The 18,425-nt window shown below is 65.6% G+C and carries 16 protein-coding genes and 3 tRNA genes; 8 read left to right on the forward strand and 11 right to left on the reverse strand.

The features are described from left to right. Positions 1-119: 119 nt before the first annotated feature. The 3 genes from IW252_RS09775 to tadA all read right to left on the reverse strand — a co-directional run bounded on the left by IW252_RS09775 (position 120) and on the right by tadA (position 2,592). Entirely contained in the window at positions 120-1,634 is a 1,515-nt protein-coding gene (locus tag IW252_RS09775) for an S-layer homology domain-containing protein (protein ID WP_196836384.1), read from the reverse strand. Positions 1,635-1,920: 286 nt separating this feature from the next. Then, a tRNA-Ser gene (locus IW252_RS09780) sits at positions 1,921-2,011 on the reverse strand. Positions 2,012-2,109: 98 nt separating this feature from the next. Beyond that, the gene (tadA, locus tag IW252_RS09785) at positions 2,110-2,592 is read right to left on the reverse strand and encodes a tRNA adenosine(34) deaminase TadA (RefSeq protein ID WP_331271508.1); all 483 of its coding nucleotides are present in this window, start codon (positions 2,590-2,592) and stop codon (positions 2,110-2,112) included. A 59-nt stretch (positions 2,593-2,651) separates the two neighbouring features. On the opposite strand from tadA, the gene upp reads away from it, so the two are divergent. Further along, positions 2,652-3,290, forward strand: coding sequence for a uracil phosphoribosyltransferase (gene upp, locus IW252_RS09790; protein WP_196836385.1), 639 nt, complete (start codon positions 2,652-2,654; stop codon positions 3,288-3,290). A 49-nt stretch (positions 3,291-3,339) separates the two neighbouring features. Here the strand turns inward: upp and IW252_RS09795 are convergent, their stop codons facing one another. Together IW252_RS09795 and IW252_RS09800 are read right to left on the reverse strand one after the other, a co-directional pair. Then, complete coding sequence (locus IW252_RS09795; protein WP_196836386.1) at positions 3,340-4,791, reverse strand: sensor histidine kinase; 1,452 nt, start codon at positions 4,789-4,791, stop codon at positions 3,340-3,342. Continuing rightward, positions 4,788-5,528 (reverse strand): response regulator transcription factor, encoded by a 741-nt coding sequence (locus tag IW252_RS09800; RefSeq protein WP_196836387.1) that lies wholly within the window; start codon positions 5,526-5,528, stop codon positions 4,788-4,790. Before IW252_RS09800 ends, IW252_RS09795 begins: the two co-directional genes overlap by 4 nt. A gap of 478 nt (positions 5,529-6,006) precedes the next feature. On the opposite strand from IW252_RS09800, the gene IW252_RS09805 reads away from it, so the two are divergent. Both IW252_RS09805 and IW252_RS09810 read left to right on the forward strand, forming a co-directional pair. Beyond that, on the forward strand, positions 6,007-6,825 hold the full coding sequence (locus IW252_RS09805) for a winged helix-turn-helix domain-containing protein (protein ID WP_196836388.1): 819 nt from the start codon (positions 6,007-6,009) through the stop codon (positions 6,823-6,825). Positions 6,826-6,954: 129 nt separating this feature from the next. Then, positions 6,955-7,479, forward strand: a complete 525-nt coding sequence (locus IW252_RS09810) for a SixA phosphatase family protein (RefSeq protein WP_196836389.1) — start codon at positions 6,955-6,957, stop codon at positions 7,477-7,479. 91 nt (positions 7,480-7,570) lie between these two features. Here IW252_RS09810 and IW252_RS09815 read toward each other — a convergent pair. Further along, positions 7,571-7,644, reverse strand: a tRNA-Arg gene (locus tag IW252_RS09815). Positions 7,645-7,955: 311 nt separating this feature from the next. Between IW252_RS09815 and IW252_RS09820 the strand changes: the two genes are divergently transcribed. The 3 genes from IW252_RS09820 (at position 7,956) to IW252_RS09830 (ending at position 11,251) form a co-directional block, all read left to right on the forward strand. Next, positions 7,956-9,803 (forward strand): phosphoenolpyruvate carboxykinase (GTP), encoded by a 1,848-nt coding sequence (locus tag IW252_RS09820; protein ID WP_196836390.1) that lies wholly within the window; start codon positions 7,956-7,958, stop codon positions 9,801-9,803. Positions 9,804-9,905: 102 nt separating this feature from the next. Then, complete coding sequence (locus IW252_RS09825) at positions 9,906-10,433, forward strand: PadR family transcriptional regulator (RefSeq protein ID WP_196836391.1); 528 nt, start codon at positions 9,906-9,908, stop codon at positions 10,431-10,433. Continuing rightward, positions 10,430-11,251, forward strand: a complete 822-nt coding sequence (locus IW252_RS09830; protein ID WP_196836392.1) for an alpha/beta fold hydrolase — start codon at positions 10,430-10,432, stop codon at positions 11,249-11,251. Before IW252_RS09825 ends, IW252_RS09830 begins: the two co-directional genes overlap by 4 nt. A gap of 6 nt (positions 11,252-11,257) precedes the next feature. Here the strand turns inward: IW252_RS09830 and IW252_RS09835 are convergent, their stop codons facing one another. The 4 genes from IW252_RS09835 to IW252_RS09850 all read right to left on the reverse strand — a co-directional run bounded on the left by IW252_RS09835 (position 11,258) and on the right by IW252_RS09850 (position 14,932). Further along, positions 11,258-12,433, reverse strand: a complete 1,176-nt coding sequence (locus IW252_RS09835; protein WP_196836393.1) for a globin domain-containing protein — start codon at positions 12,431-12,433, stop codon at positions 11,258-11,260. Positions 12,434-12,520: 87 nt separating this feature from the next. Next, the gene (locus IW252_RS09840) at positions 12,521-12,976 is read right to left on the reverse strand and encodes an RrF2 family transcriptional regulator (RefSeq protein ID WP_196836394.1); all 456 of its coding nucleotides are present in this window, start codon (positions 12,974-12,976) and stop codon (positions 12,521-12,523) included. 58 nt (positions 12,977-13,034) lie between these two features. Continuing rightward, positions 13,035-13,511 (reverse strand): hypothetical protein, encoded by a 477-nt coding sequence (locus tag IW252_RS09845; protein ID WP_196836395.1) that lies wholly within the window; start codon positions 13,509-13,511, stop codon positions 13,035-13,037. Next, entirely contained in the window at positions 13,508-14,932 is a 1,425-nt protein-coding gene (locus tag IW252_RS09850; RefSeq protein WP_196837286.1) for a phosphomannomutase/phosphoglucomutase, read from the reverse strand. Before IW252_RS09850 ends, IW252_RS09845 begins: the two co-directional genes overlap by 4 nt. 152 nt (positions 14,933-15,084) lie before the next feature. Between IW252_RS09850 and IW252_RS09855 the strand changes: the two genes are divergently transcribed. Continuing rightward, positions 15,085-17,220 (forward strand): RecQ family ATP-dependent DNA helicase, encoded by a 2,136-nt coding sequence (locus IW252_RS09855; protein WP_231365983.1) that lies wholly within the window; start codon positions 15,085-15,087, stop codon positions 17,218-17,220. Between the two features lie 41 nt (positions 17,221-17,261). After that, positions 17,262-18,236 carry a hypothetical protein gene (locus tag IW252_RS09860; RefSeq protein ID WP_196836396.1) on the forward strand — a complete coding sequence of 325 codons (975 nt, stop codon included), beginning with the start codon at positions 17,262-17,264 and terminating at the stop codon, positions 18,234-18,236. A 74-nt stretch (positions 18,237-18,310) separates the two neighbouring features. Here the strand turns inward: IW252_RS09860 and IW252_RS09865 are convergent. Then, positions 18,311-18,402: transfer RNA gene (locus IW252_RS09865), tRNA-Ser, on the reverse strand. Between the last annotated feature and the right edge of the window lie 23 nt (positions 18,403-18,425).

Genomic DNA, 18,425 nt, shown 5'->3' on the forward strand with positions numbered 1-18,425 from the left:
ACCGCGCGCGTCAAGGCCCCGCGTCCCAGTGATGGAACGCGGGGCCTTTCTAATTGGTGCTTCAGCAGCTGGCCTTTCCCATGCGTGTTGAAGCGGAGGCGCTGGCGGTCCGCAGCGCCTTATGGGGCGCCGGGGAGTGTCTCGCAGGCGATTCGATCACCGTCTCGGTCTAGTCCTGCTACGTCTCCGTAGTACGGGTAGTACTTATTGAACCAAGACTGTGCCGAGGACCACGTCGAAAAGTCTGAGCAGTTCTTGCTATTGCCCGGGTTCGACGGCTTCGTGGGTTTGGGTGGGGGAGTCGGTTTTGGTGTTGGTGTTGGTTTTGGTTCCGGGGGCGGGGAGACGACAATCGGCGGGTTCGAGGGTTCAAAAATTCGGTTGTACCGGTCGAGGAATGCAGCGAATTGGCCACGATTCACGGAGAGGTTGGGACGGAAACTTCCATCTCCATACCCACCGGTAATGTTGGTGTCCGCGAGCCACGTGATGGAACCGCAGAAAGCGACGCGCACGTCGGTAAAGCGCCGCGAGTCGCACGTGGCGCGTGCGGGGGCTGCCGTGGCGCGATAGCGCTGGAGCATAGCGGCAATCTCGCCACGGGAAATTGGTGCGGAGCTGCGGAAAGTGCCGTCGGCATACCCTGCGCTGATTCCAGTACCCGCCAGCCAGGTGATGTAGCCGCAAAAAGAGCTCGATTTCGGTACGTCGGAGAACCACTGACGAGTACAGGCAGGTCCGCGCTCACCGGGGTTGGAGTACCGGAATAAAAATGCGGCGAACTGGCCTCGAGTCACGGGTGCGTTGGGACGGAACGTTCCATCGCCAAATCCTCCCGTGACGCCACTCGCCGCTAGCCAGCCAACGGAAGCGAAGAAGTTGTGCGACGCCGGCACGTCGGAGAACAGTTGCTGATAGGTGGGTGTCGTTGGATTCGACGCGGGAACGATGGGTGATGACGTTCCTGCCTGTGATGGCAAGGCCAAGGACGGATTGCCGCAGTCGGTGACAAGCTTATTCTCGAGCACTTGCGCTTCGACTGGATCCATCGTCAGGTTCCAGCGCCACTTGGTCACGAGCCAGTCGCTGAGATAAGTACACTGCTCCTGCGGGGGAAGCCATTCCGCAGCGTCCCGAGCGCCTTTGGATTGATTGAGATTATCGGTCATGACCACGAGGGCGCCGGCGAAGGTCAGGTCATTAGCGTAGGCTTCGCGCTGGGCAGCGGTCCACGAGCTCGCTCCCGATTCCCAAGCCTCAGCGAGCGGGACCAAGTGATCAATGTCGACATCGCTCGCTGCCGTCCATGGGTGGCCATCGTACATTGAGAGCCAGTCACCGGTGCTGACTGTGCAGCCGTTCGTGCTGGTGTAAGTCACTGGAACACGTGTGTCGCGCATGAGGACTTCCGCGCGGGTGTCACACCCGTCTCCATCAATGTCGGACCAATGTGCAAACAGATCGCGATCATACGAACTGGCATTATTTTCTGATTGAACGACGACGTCGGCGAGCACGTCATCAGCAGAGGCCGTTCCGGCCTGCGCGGCGGTGATGGGCAAGAGGGGGCTTGATGCAACAGCGAATGCTACGAAGAAGCCCCCAACTTTTCGTCTTCGATTTAGCTGTCTCATGACGGCGAGAATAGCGGCAAAGGGTGGAAATTCGCCGAAACAGTACAGATATTACCGATTCGCGAGAATCTTCCATGAACACGTCGAGGGTTATGAACGAATTTCGGTGGTCATGATTGATCTGCGACGAATCTATCGTGGAAGATTTTCGGAAGTGGCGTTGTGAAGAGGGCGTCACGAGGCAGCCAGGGCGTGGGCGAAGTCCGCTGAGACCGGATGACGCGTAAGTGGCTCGTGTTGGAGATCGAGAAAAACCCCGCAGATCTAACGATCTACGGGGTTTTACTGGCGGTGACGGTGGGATTTGAACCCACGGTACGGGGTTACCGTACACAACATTTCGAGTGTTGCACCTTCGGCCGCTCGGACACGTCACCTCGTCTGAGGATGCGCACGCACAGTGTGGCGGCGCAGCAGACTGGATTACTCTACCGGAGCCTGCGCGCGCCGCTCAAATCGGAACCGGGGCGGCGCATCATCGCCGCTCGGCGAAGAAGTCTCGCAGCAGCTCGGAGCATTCGGCTTCCCGCACCCCGGCGTCCACCTCCACACAGTGGTTCAGCCGCGGTTCCCGCAGCACGTCGAACACCGAGCCAGCGGCGCCCGCCTTGTCATCCCACGCGCCGAACACCACCCGCGGAATGCGGGCCAGCACGATGGCTCCCGCGCACATCGCACACGGTTCCAGCGTGACCACCAGCGTGCAGTCGGACAGCCGCCAGCCGTCGTCGTTGGCGGTGCCGCGTAGCGTCGCCGCCGCGGCGCGCAGGGCCTCGACTTCCGCGTGAGCCGTGGGGTCCCCGTCCGCTTCGCGCCGATTGCGCCCGGTGGCCAGTACCGTGCCGTCTGGTCGGAGAACGACGGCGCCGATCGGCACGTCCGCCGTGCTAAGGGCGGCCCTGGCCTCGTCGAGGGCAAGTCCCATCCACTGGGCGTGGGTGGCAGAGCGGGAGATCACGCCTAAATCCTAGGGGATTCACGGGAGTTTGCGGCCGTGCAGCTGGTAGTTTTGGGGTTATGCGAGTACAGGTTGTGGACCATCCGCTGGTCGCCCATAAAGTTTCCGTCCTGCGTGACAAGGACACCTCATCGCCGGTGTTCCGTCAGCTGACCGATGAGCTGGTGACCCTGCTGGCCTACGAGGCCACCGGAGAGGTCAAGACGGTCGAGGTGGAGGTGGAGACGCCCGTCGCCACCACGACCGGGATCGAATTCGCTAAGCCGACCCCGCTCGTCGTCCCGATCCTGCGCGCCGGCCTCGGCATGTTGGAAGGGATGACGCGGCTGGTTCCCACCGCGGAGGTGGGTTTCCTCGGCATGGCTCGCGACGAGGAAACCCTCAACATCGTTACCTATGCCGAGCGGTTGCCCGATGACCTGACGGGGCGCCAGGTGTTTGTCCTGGATCCCATGCTCGCCACCGGCGGCACGCTCGTGGAAGCCATCAAGTTCCTCTTCGCCCGCGGCGCAGAGTCCGTGACCTGCATCTGCCTGATCGCCGCACCGGAGGGCATCGAGCGCTTGGAGCAGGCCCACGGCGGTGACGACCGGGTGCGATTGGTGCTGGCTTCCCTTGACGAGAAGCTGGACGAGAACGCCTACATCGTTCCCGGTCTGGGCGACGCCGGCGACCGCCTGTACGGCCTAGCCCAGTAGGGTCGGCCGGAGCGCGGCTGCAGCCGACCCCGGGCCCCGTGGTCACTCCCTAGCCGCGGTCAGCGGAGCGCGGCAGGCGGACCGTAAAGGTGGTGCGCCCCGCGGAGTCGTCAGTGCGCGGCTGGCTCTCGAGCTCGATCGATCCGCCGTGCGCCTCGACGATCGCCTTGACGATCGGCAGCCCCAGTCCGGTGGTGCCGTCAGACCCGGACCGCGCAGCGTCGGCGCGGGTGAACCGCTCGAAAACGTGGGGCTGGAATTCCTCAGCGATCCCGTCCCCGGTGTCCGTCACGGAGAACACCACGGCTTGAGGCTCTAGTCCTAGCCGGACGTGGATGTGCGTGCCCTCCGGGGTGTGCTTGCGCGCGTTGGACAGCAGGTTGGCCACCACTTGCCGCAGCTGCGCGGCGTCGCCCCGGGTTTCGATCGCCTCGGCCGGCACATCGAGGTCCCAGAGATGGTTGGGTGCGGTAACGCGGAAGTCGGCAGCTTCCTCGACCACCAGCCGGGAGAGGTCGACGACGCCGTCGCGGCGATCCGGTGTGAGGCTCGACTGGGCGTTGTCCAGCCGGGCCAGTAGCAGCAGATCGTCCACCAGCTTGCCCATGCGCCGGCTCTGATCCAAGACGCGGCGCATGGCCTGCTGCCCGTCGGCGCTGAGGTGTTCGGTGGCGTTGATGAGTTCCGAGTACCCGCGCACGGAGGCCAGTGGTGTGCGCAGTTCGTGGGAGGCGTCGCCGACGAACCGGCGGAGCTTCTCCTCCGACGCTTGGCGCGCGGCCAACGCGCTATCCACGTTGTCGAGCAGAGCGTTGAGTGCGTGGCCCACGTTGCCCGCCTCGGTGCCCGGGACGGCGTCGTACTCCGCCACGCGTTCGACGACGTCGACGCGCCCCGTGTCCAATTGCTGGCCCGCCACGCGGCGGGCCAGGGCAGAGACGCGTTCTAGGGGGCGCAACGAGCGCCGGATGATCAGTGAGCCGATCAGCGCGGTGGCGACGAGGCCGGTGAGGGAAACGAAGATGATCGTGAAGGTCAGCCGGTCCAACGTGGCCCGCGTGCCGGCCTCCGGCAGCCCGCTGATGATGACGGAATCGTCGATGCGCGCGGCGGCGACCCGGTACGTACCAATGGTGAGGTTGAGCGACTGTGGCTGGCGGCTCAGCCCCGTCGTGAGCAATGCCGCCTGATCGGCCTGGGACAGCAGGGAGGCCGTGTGCTGCTTGCCCGTGGTCGAGTCCAGGACTCCGCCGAGCCCGAGGCGCTCGCCGACGATCAGGAAGCTCAGCGTGCCAGAGGCCTGGCCGGGGGCGGCCAGCGGGTTCTGCGCCGGGTGGTCCTGCTGAAAGTCGAGCGAGCGTTGGACGGTGTTGTCGAGTTCGGTGTCCAACTGTTCGTAGAGCTGCGCGCGCATGACGGTTTGGGTGATGAGCCCAATCACCAGGCAGATGAGGGCGAGCATGGCGACGAGCGCCATGAGCATGCGAGCGCGCAGGCTCATGCGGCGGGCTTCAAGACGTAGCCGGCGCCCCGAACCGTATGAATCATGGGGTCCCGGCCCGCGTCGATCTTCTTACGGAGGTAGGAGATATAGAGCTCCACGATGTTGGCCTGACCACCGAAGTCGTACTCCCAAACATTGGCCAAGATCTGCCCCTTGCTCATCACGCGCCGGGCGTTTTCCATGAGGAAGCGCAACAGATCGAATTCGGTGGCGGTCAGGCTGATGTTCTCGCCGCCCCGCCGGGCTTCGCGCAAATCGAGGTCGAGGGTGAGGTCGCCCACCACCAACTCGGCTGCGTCCGCCGCTGTCACGCCGGAGCGTTCCACGAGCCGGTGCAGGCGCAGGAGAACTTCCTCCAGGCTGAAGGGCTTGGTGACGTAGTCGTCACCACCTGAGGCCAGGCCCTCGATGCGGTCCTCCGTCGCGTCCTTGGCGGTCAGGAACAGCACCGGCACGGCGGGCAGGTACGCACGCACCTTCTGCAGCACTTCCGGGCCGTCGAAGCCCGGGAGCATCCAATCCAACACCAGCACGTCCGGCGTGAAGTCGCGCGCTGCCGCGACGGCGTCCGGGCCGTCATGGGCGATTCGGGTCTCCCACCCCATCATGCGGGTGCCCATGCTCACGAGTTCTGCGAGCGACGGTTCGTCGTCGACGACCAGCGCACGGACGGGGGAGCCGTCGGGATGGGTCAGGCGAGGCAACTGGTGCGGTGCGAAGTTTTCGGCGCTCATGACTCCACTGTGCACCGAGAATGTGAGGCAAATCTAGGTCTGGCCTGTGTGGAAGCTGTGAGAGGATGGTGGTAATTGGGCGGATGGAAAGGTGTCACGTCAAGCCTTTCCCGCAGGTATTCGCAGTGTGACACTGGCACCCTGTGGGTATAAATATTCAGAGGCCCTCATAAAGGTGCAGGCCCATTGGTATCGTTGCCCAAATCTCACAACCGAACGAAAGTTCAGTGAGCAATTCGACCACCGCCCCTGAGGTATGGCAGAAAACTGGCCGATGTGACTATGCTCACAATCAGCGCCGTTTGTCTCAAAATGCGGACAGCGGGATGGATTGTTACTTGCGAGTCGTGTTTGTCGCCCGTCACACTGGGCAATGTGATGGTTGAGCGGTACAGAAATTCCGGCGGCTTCAGCGGAAGGCGTGTGGCGGATCTGAACCGGTCGACGCACCGGCTCTCGCACAGTAAGAGGTAAAAAGATGTCCGTCACTTCCGGATACGTCCACATCTCCGTTCGTAACGCCCAAAACCGCGCTGCTGCAGCGCAGCGTCAGGTGGCCTCAGGCGCCGGATACGCGGCAGCCCCGGCGGCCCAGCGTCCGCTCCAGGCCGTGCCTGGCCTGCAGGAGCGCCAGCCGATGACTGCACCGACGCCGGTGGTTTCCCAGAACCAGCCCGGTCGCGGCCCGCAGGCGGTCAAAACGGATACCGAAGCGCGCGGCTTTGTGCTGTATGTCGGGATGGATGAGGCGGCGGCTCAGGCCGCGGGTACATCCCTCGGCAAGCTGGCCACGCAGGTGCGGGCCTTTCTGCAGACTCTAGCGCCGGAAGCCAAGACGCACGCCGCCGTCGCTCTCGCCCCGGCCGACGCACAGGGCGACAACATCGACGTCGTCCGTCAGGCGCTGGGGGATCCCACCGTCTCCCGCCGCCCGCGCACCGAGGCCGCCCGCGCCCAGCAAGCTGCGCCGCGTCCCTCCGGCGTGCTCATCGATCTGTCCCGCCGCGAGGTGCACCTCGACGGGGAGTCGCTCAACCTCACCTACAAGGAGTTCGAGCTGTTGAACTACTTGGTGGAAAACGGGACCCGCACGGTGGGTCGCGAGGAGCTGCTGAGTAACCTGTGGCGCAATGCCGAGGAGACGCCCAACGAGCGCACCATCGACGTGCACATCCGGCGCCTGCGCTCCAAGCTGGGCCGTCTCGCCAACACGGTCCGCACCGTCCGCGGACAGGGCTACCGTTTCTACGAGCACCCGGAAGTTGTGGTGTGGGCGGCTCCCGAATACTCGATCTAACCCCCAGCAGTTGACCGCGGGCACCACCCGCGGATCGGGCGCGACGACGGCCCGGCACCGAGAGCCCCTCGGTGCCGGGCCGTCGTCGTCCCCTGAGCGGCTGGGCCGGGGAGCGCTACAGTTGATGAAATGAGTGAGCACCACATCAAGCGCCTGCTACTGCTGCGGCACGCCAAGGCGGACTTTCCGTTCGGCGTGGAGGACCACTCGCGGCCGCTGGCCGCCAGCGGGGATGCAGCGGCCCCGTTGGCCGGGCGTTGGATGGTGGAGCACTCGGTGGTGCCGGACTACATCGTCACCTCCGATGCGCTGCGGACGCGCTCGACGTGTGCCTGGGTCTCGAGTGAGCTGGGGGAGGCTGGGCCGACGCCGTATGTTGACTCGCGAGTCTACGGGGCGAACGCGGCGCAGCTGATCTCCCTGATCAATGAGACACCGGAAAGCGTGCGGACCCTGTTGGTGATCGGGCACTTGCCAACGGTTCAGGACGTGGCCATGCGTTTGGCGTCGGTGGAGTCCGATGAACCGGCGGTGATGGACCTGGCCATGGACTACCCGCCGCTAGGGTTAACCGTTCTCGACTTCGAGGTACCCTGGGCCGAGCTCGACGGGCGAGACGCGCGCGTGAGTACGTTTGTGGTTCCGCGGCCTTAGCTCCCGGTTGCGGTCCGCGGGAGCAGCGTTGGGCGGCCCCTGTGCGGCATAAAAATAGACGGCCTCACATGGTGAGACCGTCTATCAAAAGTGCGCCCTAAGGGATTCGAACCCCTGACCTTCTGTTCCGTAGACAGACGCTCTATCCAGCTGAGCTAAGGGCGCATATTTTATTTTCTTCGCCGCCCGCCGTGCGTTCGACCTGTTCAACTATACACACGCGCCGAGGGGGTGCAAAATCCGGTGGCTCCTCCTGGCGGCGGGGTGGGGTGCGGAAGGCTGTGACGCCAGCCTACTATAGACCGGTCTACGTGATCTACGTCACAACCTGACGTGCGAAAACCCCGGAATTCCGGGGGCAACACTGCGAATGAATCGTTCAATCATGGGCGTGTGCGAAGTCCATCACATGTGTGGGCCATTGCGGGGATCTAGCATCGATGTCACCAGCAGCAGCCCAATGGAGGGATATGGACATGAGCGAGAGCTCCACCAAGCAGGTAATCGACGTGCAGTCCACGGCGCCGACGTCTCACGCAGACCTCGTCGCCTGGGTCGCCGAGGTCGCGGAGATGACGAAGCCTGCTGAGGTCTATTGGGTCGATGGCAGCCAAGCCGAATACGACCGCCTCACTGCCGAGCTGGTCCAAACGGGCACGCTGCGCAAGCTCAACGATGAGACCTTCCCGAACTCCTTCGCGGCGTTCTCCGACCCGGCCGACGTCGCCCGAGTCGAAGAGCGGACCTTCATTTGCTCGAAGGAGGAGAAGGACGCCGGCTTCACCAATAACTGGATGGACCCGGCGGAGATGAAGGGCATCCTGACGGAGCGTTTTGACGGCGCGATGGCCGGGCGCACCATGTACGTCATCCCGTTCGTCATGGGGCCACTCGATGCGGATCAGCCGCAGTACGGTGTGGAAATTACTGACTCCGCCTACGTCGTGGCGTCCATGCGCATTATGGCTCGGATCGGCACCGATGTCTTGCAGAAGATGGAGGCGGAGAACGCGTTCTTCGTCCCCGCGCTGCACTCTGTTGGCGCGCCGTTGGCGCCGGGGCAGGAAGACGTTCCCTGGCCGTGCAACGAGGAAAAGTGGATTGTGCACTTCCCCGAGGAGCGCTCCATCTGGTCCTACGGCTCCGGCTACGGTGGCAACGCGCTACTGGGTAAGAAGTGCTACGCCCTGCGCATCGCCTCCGTCATCGCCCGTGACGAAGGCTGGCTGGCCGAGCACATGCTGATCCTGCGCCTGACCAGCCCCGAGGGCAAGGCCTACAACATCGCGGCCGCGTTCCCGTCTGCCTGTGGCAAGACGAACTTGGCGCTGCTCGATCCGACGATCGAAGGCTGGAAGGCCGAGACCCTGGGCGATGACATCAACTGGATGCGCATCGGCCCGGACGGCGAGCTGCGCGGCGTGAACCCCGAGTACGGGCTGTTCGGCGTCGCGCCGGGCACCGGCTGGTCTACCAACCCGAATGCCATGCGTGCCATTGCCAAGGGCAATTCGATCTTCACTAACGTCGCCCTCACCGACGACGGCGGCGTGTGGTGGGAGGGCATGACCGACGAGGTGCCGGCGCACCTCACCGACTGGCAGGGCAATGACTGGACGCCGGAGTCGGGCCGCCCGGCCGCACACCCGAACTCGCGGTTCTGCACGCCCATTGACCAGATCGACATGCTCTCCGATGAGTACTACAGCCCCAGCGGCGTGGAGATTCACGCCATTCTCTTCGGCGGCCGTCGCAAGACGACGATCCCGTTGGTGACGGAGGCGCGCAGCTGGGCCAACGGTGTGTTCATGGGCTCCACGCTGTCCTCGGAGACGACGGCCGCCGCCGCGGGTGCCGTCGGCGTCGTGCGCCGCGACCCCATGGCGATGCTGCCGTTCATCGGGTACAACGCCGGGGACTACCTCAACCACTGGGACAAGATCTCCGGCCAGCTCTCTGAAGAGCGGCGTCCGAAGATCTTCCTGGTGAACTGGTTCCGCCGCACCGCGGACGGCGGGTTCGCCTGGCCGGGCTTCGGCGAGAACAGTCGCGTGCTCAAGTGGGTCACCGAGCGAATCGAGGGGCAGGGTCAGGCGCAGCAGACGCCGATCGGGCAGGTGCCCACCCCTGAGGCGCTCGATCTGACCGGCTTGGCGGATTACACGGCCGACGACGTCGCTGCCGCCGTCGCCGTCGACTCGGAGGAGTGGAAGGCGGAGATCGCCGACATCGAGAAGTGGTACGCGAACTTCGGCGCTGCGCTGCCGCAGTCGCTTCAGGATGAGATTGCCGGGCTCAAGGACCGTTTCAGCACCTCGGCCTAATCTCCACGCGGTGAGCCCCGGATGTGATTTCCGGGGCTCACTGCTCTTTATCGGTGCGCGTCGATAGGCGATTTCGCACCTAGTCGATGGCATCATGGGGTCATGATTCTCGCGCGGCTCATCCTCGGCTTGCTGACGCTCGCACCCATGACGGGGTACGACCTCAAGAAGCACTTTGACTCCAGCATCAATCATGTGTGGAACGCGGACAAGGCGCAGATCTACCGCACGCTCAACAAGCTGGTGGAGGACGGTTTCGCCGTCGTGGAGATCGTCCCGCAGGAAAATTATCCGGACCGCCAAGAGCACCACATCACCGCGGCCGGCCGCCGCGCGCTGGCCGAGTGGCTCCGCGATGGACTCGACCCGGAACCCGTGCGAGAACCGTTCCTGGCGCGCCTCTTCTTCTCGGGCGACCTGGAGCGGGAGCAGGTGGACGCCATGCTCCGGGCGCGCCGCTCAGAGGTGACGGACCGCATGGAGCACTACGAGGGCCAGCGGGAGGACCTCGGCGACGTCAGCGGGTTCGATCGCCGCGCCTATCTCATGGCCGCCACGCTGGAACGGGAAATCGCCCGGACTGAGGCGGAGCTGAAGTGGCTGCGCCGTGTGGAACGGAACCTGCCATGAGCCAGCCCGTCACCGCCATACCGCAGGATGACTACCCTGAGGTCCACGCCACCCGACGGCCGCGTTCCGACGGCGGAGCCCAGCGCACCCTCGTGCTCGTGCACGATGGAGCTGCCGCGAACTGGTCCTGGCACCGTCAGGTCGAAGCCTTTGGAGATTACCGCGTCTTGACGCCGAACCTACCCGGCTACGGCAGCCGCCGCGGCGAATCATGGCAGGGCCTCGCCAGTGCCGGCGAAGACCTGGCGGCATTCATCGCCGAGCGGGTCGACGCGGGACGGGTTGACGTGGCGGGTTTAGGCCTCGGTGCGCTCGCGGTGCTGCATGTCATGGCGCACCACGCGGAGCTGTTGGACGCCGTCGTTCTCACCGGGGTGCCGGTACCGAGGCCCAGCGTGGCGGCCCGCCGGGCAGCGGCGGCCCGAGGTCGATTCCCCGGGGCCCATCGTGCTGGCGGGACCTGGTTCGCGAGGGTGCAGGCCGGCGCCTACGGTGCGGTGGATGGGCTGGTGAATGACGCCGCCGCGGCGGAGACGGTGGCGGCCGTAGCGCAGGAGAATTATGCGGAGGTCCTCACCGGCGAGCTCGCGGCGTTCGGCGGAGACACCCTCGTTCTGGCCGGCGCCAAAGAGCCCGCCCACATTCAGCGCGGCGTCGCACGGTTGCAGGAGGCGCTCCCCGCGGCGCAGGCGGCGCGTGTCCCCGGGGTGCACCACGCATGGAACCTCGAGGAGCCGGTGCTGTTCAACGCCGTGCTGCGGCGTTGGCTGGAGCGGCGGCAGCTGCACCCCCGGTTGGCGGCCGAGGGCGAGCACTAGGACGCCCTAGTTGGTCAACCAGAGGTCTGGGCCGAAGACCTCGTAGCTGATGCGGTGTGCCGCAACACCAGCGTCCACCAGTTGGGAGCGGGCCGCGCGCATGAACGGAAGCGGACCGCACAGGTAGGCCTGAGCGTCGACGGGCAGGTCAAGGTCATCGAACCGCATGGGCGAGGCGGAGGCGTCGGGCGAGCCGGTTGTGTCTCCGAGCCACAGGCGCAGCTCGGCGTGCGGCAGCGCGTCAACGTGCGCCCGCATTTGCTCCTCGAGCGCCCAATGATGCCGATGGGACTCGGAGTGGAGGACGATGACGCGGCGCTCGCTGCCGATCGCGGCCAGAGCGCTCAGCGCGGCCGCGGCTGGCGTGCAGCCAATACCGGCCGTCGCCAATATGAGCGGCGATGTCTGGTCCGGGTCCAGTGTGAGGTCGCCGTACGGATTCGACAGTTCGACGACGTCGCCGATGGCAAGGTGATGGTGGAGGACGCCGGAGACCTCGCCAGCGTCGTCGAGCTTGACCGTGATGCGGCGTTCGTTGGGTTCGGTGACGGCATCAGAGAGGGTGTACTGCCGCACTTGGCGGAGGTCCCCGGGTAACTGCACGCGCAGCGAGACGTACTGACCCGGCAGTGCCGCGCTCGGTGGCGTGCTGTCCCCGGGAGTGAAGTGGAGTGTCACGGCGCGAGTCCCCGCGGGGCGCCTAGCGGTCAGGATCCAAGGTGACCACGGCTGAGTATTGGCTTGCTGTGCGGTCAGGCCGCGTTCGATTTTGATGAGTGCATCGGCCATGAGCCAATACACCTCGGTCCAGGCATCGGCGACCTCCTCCGTGACGGCGTCTCCGAGCACCCGTGCGATGGCCCCGAAGAGGTAGTGGTAGACCACCTCATACTGGTCTTCCGTGATGCCGAGGGAAGCGTGCTTGTGGGCAATGCGGGAGAGCACGGCTTCCGGAAGACTGTCGGGATGGGCGAGCAGGTGCGTGGCGAATGCGGCGATCGATCCGGCGAGGGCTTGCTGCTGCGCCCCGTTGCGCTGGTTGGAGCGGCTAAACAGGCCGTCGAGTAATTCCGGGTGGGCCGCGAAGAGGTCTGCGTAGAACGTCCGCGTGATCTCCTCGAGGTGCTCCCCGACGACGGGCAGCGTGGCTTCGATCACCGGGCGGGACTTTGCCGAAAGCATGGATTCTCACTTCATCATTTTACTTGCACCTTGTATGCAAGTTTTATGAATCATTTCTACAGCGCGTAGAAGTGTGAGGCAAATCGGCTAGCGCGCGCTATCGGTGGGGGCCTGGGGCGGCAAGAGGTTCACGGCTTGTGCCGGGGTGGTCGCCGACAGGTCGTGCACCGTGAGCGGGTCTAGCTCAGCATAGAACGCCTCGCGGGCCCGTCGGAGGGCCACGCGAAGCCGGCACCCGGCCAAGAGAGGGCACGGGGTGTCGCCTGTGGTGCAATCGACGACGTCGAGCTGCTCATCGAGGCTGCGCAACAGCTCGCCGACGCTCAGCTGGAGACCTCGCGGGGAGATGGTCGCGCCACCGGCACGTCCGCGGGCCACGTCGACGGCTCCGCGGCGGCGAAGTTCAAGGACGGCCTTCGTGACGTGGTGATAGGGCACGCCGATCGCCTCGGCAATTTCGCGACTAGTTCGCTGCTCAGCCGGCCGGGAACCAAGCAGCATGAGGGTGCGTAAGCACACGTCGCCGAAGGCGTTGAGTTTCATGGGGATGAGGCAACGTGGGGATCGGCCGGTGGGCGCCAGCCGATCCCCACGGCGTCGGTTAGTCCCAGATCTTCAGTTCGCTGGCCTCGGTGGCCGGCTCGTCGAACGTCCACACCGGTTCATCGGCTTCCGGAGACGGCGGCGTGTAGGCCTGCACCACGGCGACGGCGCCACCAGCGCTGTGCTCGGCTGCGGCATGGATCGCGTCCCCGCCGGTCTCGAGCAGCGTCACGTCGGAGATCATGGCCACGGCCTTGAAGTCCTCCTTCTGCTGCGTCAAGAGCTCCGTCAAGTCCTTCATCATCACGTCGGCGTCAATGTCCGCCTCGGGGTTCTCCGTGTCCTCGGGCGGCTGCACGGCGAGTAGACGCATTTCGCCCTCATCGCTGGACTCCGTTGACAGGCCCACCGCGAACGGCAGGAACACGCCGTGCGCCTCCAACTGCTCGCGGGCGATGCCCAGGGAGGTGCCGAGCAGACGGTTGAGGTCGTCGTGGGCCTCGGTGCCGAGTTCGGCAATACGGTTTTCGCTCATGATTCGCTCCTGACGGTGTTGAGCACGAGGTCTTTGATCTCTTCCATCGTGTCACGGTCACTGGCTTCGCCGTTATAGCGCAGGAAGGGCTCGGTGTTGGACGGGCGCAGGTTGAACCACCAAGAGCCGTCGATTGCACTGATCGTGGTCCCGTCCATGGTGTCGATTCTCACGTCGCCGTGCTGTGCCCCGTCGGCTGTGAAGAGGTCGACGACGGCCTGCGTGGCCGCAGCCTTGTCCTGCACCTGGGAATTGATCTCGCCCGAGGCGACGTACGGGGCGAACTCCTCGGCGAGCTCGGACAGCGCCTGGTCCTGCTCCCCAAGGGCCGCGAGGACGTGCATCGCGGCGAGCATTCCGGTGTCTGCGTTGAAGAAGTCACGGAAGTAGTAGTGCGCGGAGTGTTCGCCACCGAACACGCCACCTTCAGCGGCCATGACGGCCTTGATGAAGGAGTGCCCCACACGGGTCACTACCGGGCGCCCGCCCTCGGCTGTGACGAGCTCCGGGACCGCGCGGGAGGTGATGAGGTTGTGAATGATGACCGGTTCGGACTCGCCGGCAGCCTTCGCACGGGCGATCTCGCGCCGGGCCACGAGTGCGGTGATGGCCGAGGGGGTGACGGGTTCGCCCCGTTCGTCGATGACGAAGCACCGGTCCGCGTCGCCGTCGAACGCCAGCCCCACATCGGCCCCGTGCCGGACGACGGCGGCCTGCAGGTCCCGCAGGTTCTCGGGCTCGAGCGGGTTCGCCGGGTGATTCGGGAACGTGCCGTCTAGTTCGAAGTACAGCGGCTCAATGGTTAACGGCAGCGCGGGCAGGACCGTCTGGCCCAGAACAGCCGGCGTGGTCATTCCGCCCATACCGTTGCCGGCGTCGACGACGACCTTGAGCGGGCGAATCGCGGACAGGTCCACGAGTGAGCGCAGGTAGGCCGCATATTCCGCCAAGACGTCGACCTCGGTCACGCCTCCGCCGTCGACCGGTTCCGGCAGGGAGGACTCCAGGTACTGCAGCGCGAGATCGCGGATCTCGAACAACCCCGTGTCGGCAGAGATCGGCACGGCGCCTGCCCGGGCCATTTTCATCCCGTTGTACTCGGCTGGGTTATGGCTCGCGGTGAAGACCACCCCCGCAGCGTTACGGACACCGCAGGCGAAGTAGAGCTCATCCGTGGAAATGAGGCCCAGTAGCTCGACCCGCCCACCGCGGTCAGCCGCGCCGCGAGCGAAGGCCGCCGCGAATTCTGGCGAGGACTCTCGCATGTCATGACCCACCAGCACGGTCTGCCCGGCGAGGCCGAGCGTCTCGACGAACGCGGCCCCGACCGCCTCAGACGTCTCAGCCGTCAGTTGCTCGCCGACTAGGCCACGCACGTCGTAGGCCTTGAACGCTTCACTCAGATTCCCGATAGTTTTCACGCTTCCGATGCTAGCCGTTATGGGTGGACCTTGGCTGTTGATGATGGCAGAGCGGGCCGTGATTCCTGCCTCGGGGTGGGAGAGGGGGAGTTCATCCACAGCCTCCCGTGACCGCAGGGATTCTTGTGGGGTGCGGCTGACATACTGGCGGCATGGAAGCACAGCAGATGACCCACGGCGTCGGCTCGGCCCTGCATGGACAAGCGTTGGACGTCCTGCGCCGATTGGTGGGTAACCCGGAGGCGCAGTTCCACGATGGGCAGTACGAGGCCATTGAGGCGCTCGTTGCCGGAGGCCGGAGGGCATTAGTGGTGCAGCGGACGGGCTGGGGCAAGTCGGCCGTGTACTTCGTGGCGAGTCTGCTGCTGCGTTCGGTCGGTGCTGGCCCCACGCTCATCGTCTCGCCCCTCCTGGCGCTGATGCGTGATCAGGTGGCCGCGGCCGAACGCGCCGGCGTGCGAGCCGCCGCCATTAATTCGGCCAATGCCACCGAGTGGGCGCAGATCCGGTCACAGTTGGAGCGGGACGAGCTTGACGTGCTGCTGGTCTCTCCAGAACGTCTCAATAACCCGCGCTTCCGCGCCGAGCAATTGCCGGACCTCGTCCGGCGTATGGGGTTGCTCGTGATCGACGAAGCGCACTGCATTTCCGACTGGGGGCACGATTTCCGGCCGGACTACCGGCGGATCAAAGACCTCATCACCTCCTTGCCTGTCAGCGTGCCGGTGCTCGCCACGACGGCCACGGCGAACGAGCGCGTCGTTCATGATGTCGAGGAACAGCTCGCGGCCGGCGGCAGCTCTGTATACACCCTGCGCGGACCATTGGCTCGCGAATCACTGCGCTTGGGCGTCCTGCGTTTGGCCAGCCCGCAAGCGCAGTTGGCCTGGCTGCTCACGCACGTGCACCAGTTGCCTGGCAGCGGCATCATCTACGCCCTCACCGTTTCGGCCGCGGAGGACATCGCCCGAGCTCTGCGGGAGGCCGGTCACAACGTCCGGGCCTATACCGGGCGTACCGACGCCGCAGAACGAGGCGACGCGGAGCAGGCGCTGAAGGACAACCGGGTCAAGGCGCTTGTGGCCACCAGCGCGCTGGGCATGGGTTTCGACAAGCCGGACCTCGGCTTCGTCCTCCACGTCGGCGCGCCGAGTTCGCCGGTCGCTTACTACCAGCAGGTGGGCCGCGCGGGCCGTGGCACGGACAACGCCGATGTGCTGCTCCTGCCCGGAACGGAGGACCGCGCCATTTGGCAGTACTTTGCCACGGCATCCATGCCGGACAAGGAGCGCGCTCAGGCCGTCCTCGCGGCGCTCGCCGAGAACTCCACCCTGTCCTCGCCACAGCTGGAGGCCTCCGTCAATCTCCGGCGGAGTCCGCTGGAGCTCTTGCTGAAGGTCTTGGCTGTGGACGGTGCGGTCGAGCGCGTTCAGGGCGGTTGGTCGGCCACGGGTCAGCCGTGGGAATACGACGAGGAACGGTACCGGCGCGTCGCCGCCGCGCGCGTCGCCGAGCAAAACGCCATGCTGGACTATGAAAACACCGGCGGCTGCCGGATGGAGTTCCTTGCTGCTGCTCTCGACGACCCCGCTGCCGCCCCCTGCGGAAAGTGTGATCGTTGCGCGGGCCCTTGGTACCCCACGGGGTACGACGACGCCGCTCAAGACGGCGCGCGGGCGGCGCTCGGGCGGGTGGGGGTGGACCTGGAGCCGCGGGCCATGTGGCCCTCCGGCATGGATCGGTTGGGAGTGCCGGTCAAAGGCAAGATCGCCGCACAGGACCAGTTTTCGTCGGGGCGCGCGCTCGCTCGGCTGACCGATCTGGGCTGGGGCGGGCCCCTGCGCCGCCTGTTTGAGTCCGCCGAGCCGGACGCTCCCATCAGCGAGGACATGTTGGGTGCCTGCGTTAAGGTCCTCGCTGACTGGGGGTGGGACGAACGCCCCGTGGCGGTGATCAGTCTTCCCTCTCGGCAGCGCCCGCAGTTGGTGCGCTCCCTCGCTGAGGGCCTGGCACGGGTTGGCCGGCTGCCGTACGCCGGAGAGTTGGCGTACGCGTTTGACGGCCCGCGGCATGGCCCGGGCGGGTCCAGCGCCTTCCGACTCGCCGACGTGTGGGAGCAATTCGAGGTACCAGACCACGTGCGCTCCCAGCTGCAGTCCGCTCACGGTCCGGTGCTGTTAGTGGACGATTTGGCAGAGAGCCGGTGGACCATCACGGAGGCGGCGCGCACGGTGCGGGCAGCGGGGGCGGAGGGTGTTCTTCCCTTCGTCTTGGCACTCAAGGGGTAGTCTCGGCTTCGCCGATTTCGTGTGAGCACTAGACTGGAACCATGCTCGAACCGCTGCTCTGGGTCCTTATCCCCCTCCTGCTCCTGACGCTGGGCTTCTGGCTGCTCACGACCGTCCGGCGCCGTAATTCCCGCCAGGTGGCCGAGTCCGTCACACCCGAAGCCGCAGAGGCCGCAGCGGGCCGCATGAGCCCCGAGACGCACCGGGACGTGTACCGCCACCTCGCGACGGGCAACTTCCTGACCGCCGTCCAGGAATACCGCAACGGGACCGGGATCCGCAGCGTCAAGGAGTGCATCATCGATGTGCGGAGCCTTGAAGCTCATCCGCAGGTCCTCGGCGGCGGGACCCCGCAGCGGGAGGAGCCGATTGACTCCAAGGATCCGGGCACTCTGGCGAGCGGTCCTGGCTCTGCCACGGAGGCCCCGGAGCAGGACGCTGCGCGGGAGCCCAACTACTCGGTCGACTCCCGGCGCGCCACCGGCCATGACGAATCATTGGACGAGGTCTCGGGCGACTCCTTGCCGGATGTGATCCCGGCGGACTGGACCACCGATTTCCACGAGCGTGATGGGCGTCAAGTCCCCGTGTATAGGATCACCGAGCAGTCTGAGGGCGAAACGCATGAGTACAGCACGGAGGACCTCCCGCCGGCTGAGGCAGACCAGTTTCAGTCTTTGATGCGAGACAGCAATTACGCCGGCGCCGCTGAGCTCTTCGCTCGCTTCTCCGGGCTGACTCGAGACCGCATCCAACCGCTGCTGGAATCGGCTCCCACTGCGGGGGCGGCGACCCTGGACGGAGTCTCAGACTTCGGGTTCGAAGGCGACGGCCCTGAGGGGCGAGTCTCCTTTAACTCGGCGGACCTTCCTGCCGGCGCCCGGGAAAACTTCCTCGAGCACCTGGCTGCTGGGCGACTGGACGAAGCAGGCCGGATTGTCTCCGAGCACACGGGGCTGCCGGACGCCGTGATCCAGCAAGTGTTGGCTTCCTTCAACGAAGGCCGGGACCACTAGCGCCCTGCCGGAGTTTCCGTTGCTGGGTGCGCCGCGTGAGAGCAAAAGAAAAACCCCCTCTGACGAGGGGGTTTTGGCGGACACGGGGGGATTTGAACCCCCGGTCGAGTTTAACCCCGACCCTTCATTAGCAGTGAAGTCCGTTCGGCCGCTCCGGCACGTGTCCTAACCGCTGGCAATGCCAGCTAG

It is taken from the genome of Zhihengliuella flava (assembly GCF_015751895.1).
Taxonomy (GTDB): Bacteria; Actinomycetota; Actinomycetes; order Actinomycetales; family Micrococcaceae; genus Zhihengliuella; species Zhihengliuella flava.